Source organism: Mesorhizobium sp. M2A.F.Ca.ET.067.02.1.1 (assembly GCF_004023285.1).
GTDB lineage: Bacteria > Pseudomonadota > Alphaproteobacteria > Rhizobiales > Rhizobiaceae > Mesorhizobium.
In genome coordinates this window covers 1-3,185 of record NZ_RZSB01000702.1, presented here as the reverse complement: position 1 = coordinate 3,185, position 3,185 = coordinate 1, and the positions used below count along the sequence as shown (strand labels likewise).

The following is a 3,185-nucleotide window of genomic DNA, read 5'->3' as shown; positions in this document are numbered from 1 at the left end:
TTCTTACGGCGAACCGGTTTCCACTTCGCCTGAAAATGCGCTGGCGCCCTCCCTTGCCCTGCGGGCACAGGCTGGCTCGCGCGGCGCGCCGGACGAGGGGGCCGTCGAGGCGCCTGCCTTCGTCATCGTCGGCGAAAGCGCGGCCGACACCACGGCGCGCGAAGCGCTGCTCGACCGCGCCATGGGGCCGAAGCGCAAGAAGAAGTCGTCCGAAAAGCTGCGGCGCGGCCGCCGGCCCTCGGAGGGACTGGCCTTCGTCGCCCGCGATGCGTCGGGCGTGGTCGTCGGCACGGTGCGGCTTTGGGATGTGAGGCTGGGCGAGGGCGGTCCGGCAGCGCTTCTGCTTGGCCCGCTGGCGGTCGAGCCTGGCTTGAAGAGCGGCGGCATCGGCTCGGCGCTGATGCGGCATGCGATCGCCGAGGCCGCGCGGCTCGGCCATGGCGCGATCCTGCTCGTCGGCGATGCGCCCTATTACGGACGGTTCGGCTTCTCGGCCGACCGCACCGGAACGCTTGCCATGCCTGGCCCCTACGAGCGGCACCGGCTTCTGGCATTGGAGCTGAAGGACGGCACGCTGGATGGCGTCAAGGGCACGATCAAGGCCGCCGGCCGCAAGATCAAGGGGCAGGCGCCGGGCTTTGTCGCCTGACGCCTACTATTCGACAGAAACAAGGCCGCCCGATGGGCGGCCTTGTTTCTTGCGAACGATCAGCCGAGCAGCTGGCTGAGCGCCATGGCGACCGTCATGTCGCCTTCGACCTTTAGCTTGCCGGCCATGAAGGCCATGGTAGGGTTGAGGTCGCCGGCGATCAGCGAATCCAGATCGTCGAGCGACAGCTTCACGGTGCAGTCGGTCGGCGCATCGGTGGTCGAGACGGTCGCACCGTCGATGACGATGACGCCGTCGCCGCCGGTGTCGAACTTGACCGAATGCTCGAAGCCCGCGCTTGCCACGCGCGACCTGATCTTGTCGGCAATCTCCTGAACGCCCATGGCTGTTCTCCTCGTTGGTTGCGTTGACGCGCACCGGCGCTTGGCCGCTGGGCGAGGTAGATGCGCCGCGCCTGCGCGGTCGCCTGTCACCGCGCATATAGCTTCGAGTTGACGTAAACGTCAACGCGGTCACCATGCGTCATGTCGCAACAGGGGTAAGCGCGGCTAGGCATCCGTGCCGGGCGATCAATGCTCCGGCGCGGCCTTGAACGCCTTGGTCATTGCCGCCGCGGTTTCCCCGGCGCCCCTGCGACGGCGCAGCGCGTTGTCCCGGATATCGTCCTTGGAGAGGAAGTTGACCTGGTCGATCAGCACGTCGTGCACCAGCTCGACGCCAATGCGGGTGTTGATGGTATCGCGGATCGACTTGCGGAAGGCGTCGAGATCGATCGATTCCTTCTTCGTGAAATCGATCTGCGGATTGGAATAGAGATAGGAATAGACTTGGTCGGTCATCAACGCCTGCGCCGGCACCGACAGCTTCTTCATCTGCTCCGGCTCGATCGTGTAGACGAGCTTGGTGAGGAAATAGCCGTCGATCGTGCCATCGCGCAGCAGCGGCACCGAGATCATGTCGGTCTTGACGTAGTCGAGGCCGCCCAGCATCGGCTTCGGCGGTTCGGCCGCGCCGCGTTGGCTGGCCGCCTGGAAGGAATAGAAGACCGCGCCCAGCGTCACGGCGCAAATCCACAGCGCGGCGGCGACAAACTTTATCACCGGGTCTTTCCTTGCGCCCAGATCATCTCCATCAGGCTCGGGCCATGCCGAACTCGGCGGCCGAATAGGTGCCGTCCGTATCGGCGCGCTGGATGGCGTTCCTCAGAAGCGTGGCGACCTCGTTGACGGCGTTGAGATGGGCAAGGATCGCCGCTTCGTTCTTGGCCAGCTTCTGGCGCAGCCGCAAAAGGCCCTCGCGATGCTGCTCGAGGAACTCGATCTCGTTGGCGCCCTTGAGCGCCCGGTTGAGCTCGTAAAGATACCGGCTCTTGCGCGCGTTCGAGGCCTTGAGGTCATAGGCCGTTCCACTGCGGATGCCGGCTGTCTCCTCGTCCACGACTTCCTCGATGCGGCCGATGATGGCGGCGAGGTTGCCGGGTCGTGCGGCGGCAGGCGCGTCCGATGCATTGGCGCGAGCGGGAAGGTTGTAAAGGTCCGTCTGGTCGGCCATGTAGGTCCCTAGATATTGATGTCCATTTTTATGGTTGTGTCGTCGCCGGTCATCGACCGTGCGGCCTTGCGCTCAAGCTCCTCGACCATCGAGGTCGAAAGCCTGGTTTGCTGGTCTATCTCGGTTTTCTGCGGTCCGCCGGCAACGGGGCCGACCGGCACCTTGCGCTTGCCATCCAGATAATGGTCGGCAAGCATGGATCGGGCGATGCCGATGCCCCCATGCGCGGCCATGACATCGGCTACCTTCTCGGCGAGCTGCGACTTCCACATGTCGCCGGCCAGGCCCTTGCCGTAAACGCCCTCCGCGTCCTTGGGCATCATGTTCTGGATGAAGGTCGTCAGCACCATCGCCTCGAAGCGCTGGAACTTCTTCGCGGGATTGGCGGCTTCCACCTTGTCGGCAGTGGCGCGCGAGAGCACGGAGCCGGCATCGACCGTGGCGGACTGATCGACAGAGAACGGTGCCGAAGTGCCATTCGCCCTTCTTGCGAGCGCCGCGCGCGCGGCTTCGACATCGGCCGGCTCCGCTGCGCGGGCAACGTCCATGACGATGTCGCTGGGTGGGGAAATGGCCAAGAAAGTCCGCCCTTTGCCGGTTTTGTTATCCGCAACATGACTGAACAAGCTTGTGGCAGGCTTGCGGGAAAAAGGGCGACGGAATGCCGATGTTGGATCGGTTGTCTGCTCGCGCTTCGAGTGGCATTCCCCACGCGATGTTCTGCTGATGTCGCCTTTGGGGCCGCAAGCCGACGGTCTGTTTACAAGACGAATTCGAGGTTTTGATCGGTAGCTCGGCGCATCTCGTCCAAAATAGTCGCCTAGCTCTGTGTGGTCGTGCCGAAGATGACGGCGGCTATTCTCGGCTCAGACTCAATTTGAGAATCGAAACACCCTACCCATTTCGTTAGGCATCATGAAAATCTCCTCCGCCTGGGAGAAGCCGGCGTCCGTGCCCATGCCGAGCCATGTGCCGACCGTCTCCGGGAAATCGGCAAGTCGCATGTGCCTTTCCATCGAAGCGA

General features: G+C 63.9%; 5 protein-coding genes. 1 reads left to right on the top strand and 4 read right to left on the bottom strand.

Annotated features, from left to right (window positions below):
• Positions 1–124 precede the first annotated feature (124 nt).
• Positions 125–649, top strand: coding sequence for an N-acetyltransferase (locus tag EOA28_RS30325; RefSeq protein WP_245463442.1), 525 nt, complete (start codon positions 125–127; stop codon positions 647–649).
• A 59-nt stretch (positions 650–708) separates the two neighbouring features.
• Here EOA28_RS30325 and EOA28_RS30320 read toward each other — a convergent pair whose 3' ends face one another.
• The 4 genes from EOA28_RS30320 to EOA28_RS30305 form a co-directional block, all read right to left on the bottom strand.
• A complete protein-coding gene (locus EOA28_RS30320) occupies positions 709–993 on the bottom strand; it encodes an SCP2 sterol-binding domain-containing protein (protein ID WP_126081496.1) in 285 nt (94 codons plus the stop codon).
• 186 nt (positions 994–1,179) lie between these two features.
• A complete protein-coding gene (locus tag EOA28_RS30315) occupies positions 1,180–1,710 on the bottom strand; it encodes a hypothetical protein (protein ID WP_126081497.1) in 531 nt (176 codons plus the stop codon).
• Positions 1,711–1,741: 31 nt separating this feature from the next.
• Positions 1,742–2,161, bottom strand: a complete 420-nt coding sequence (locus tag EOA28_RS30310; protein ID WP_126081498.1) for a hypothetical protein — start codon at positions 2,159–2,161, stop codon at positions 1,742–1,744.
• An 8-nt stretch (positions 2,162–2,169) separates the two neighbouring features.
• On the bottom strand, positions 2,170–2,739 hold the full coding sequence (locus EOA28_RS30305; RefSeq protein ID WP_245463361.1) for a rod-binding protein: 570 nt from the start codon (positions 2,737–2,739) through the stop codon (positions 2,170–2,172).
• Between the last annotated feature and the right edge of the window lie 446 nt (positions 2,740–3,185).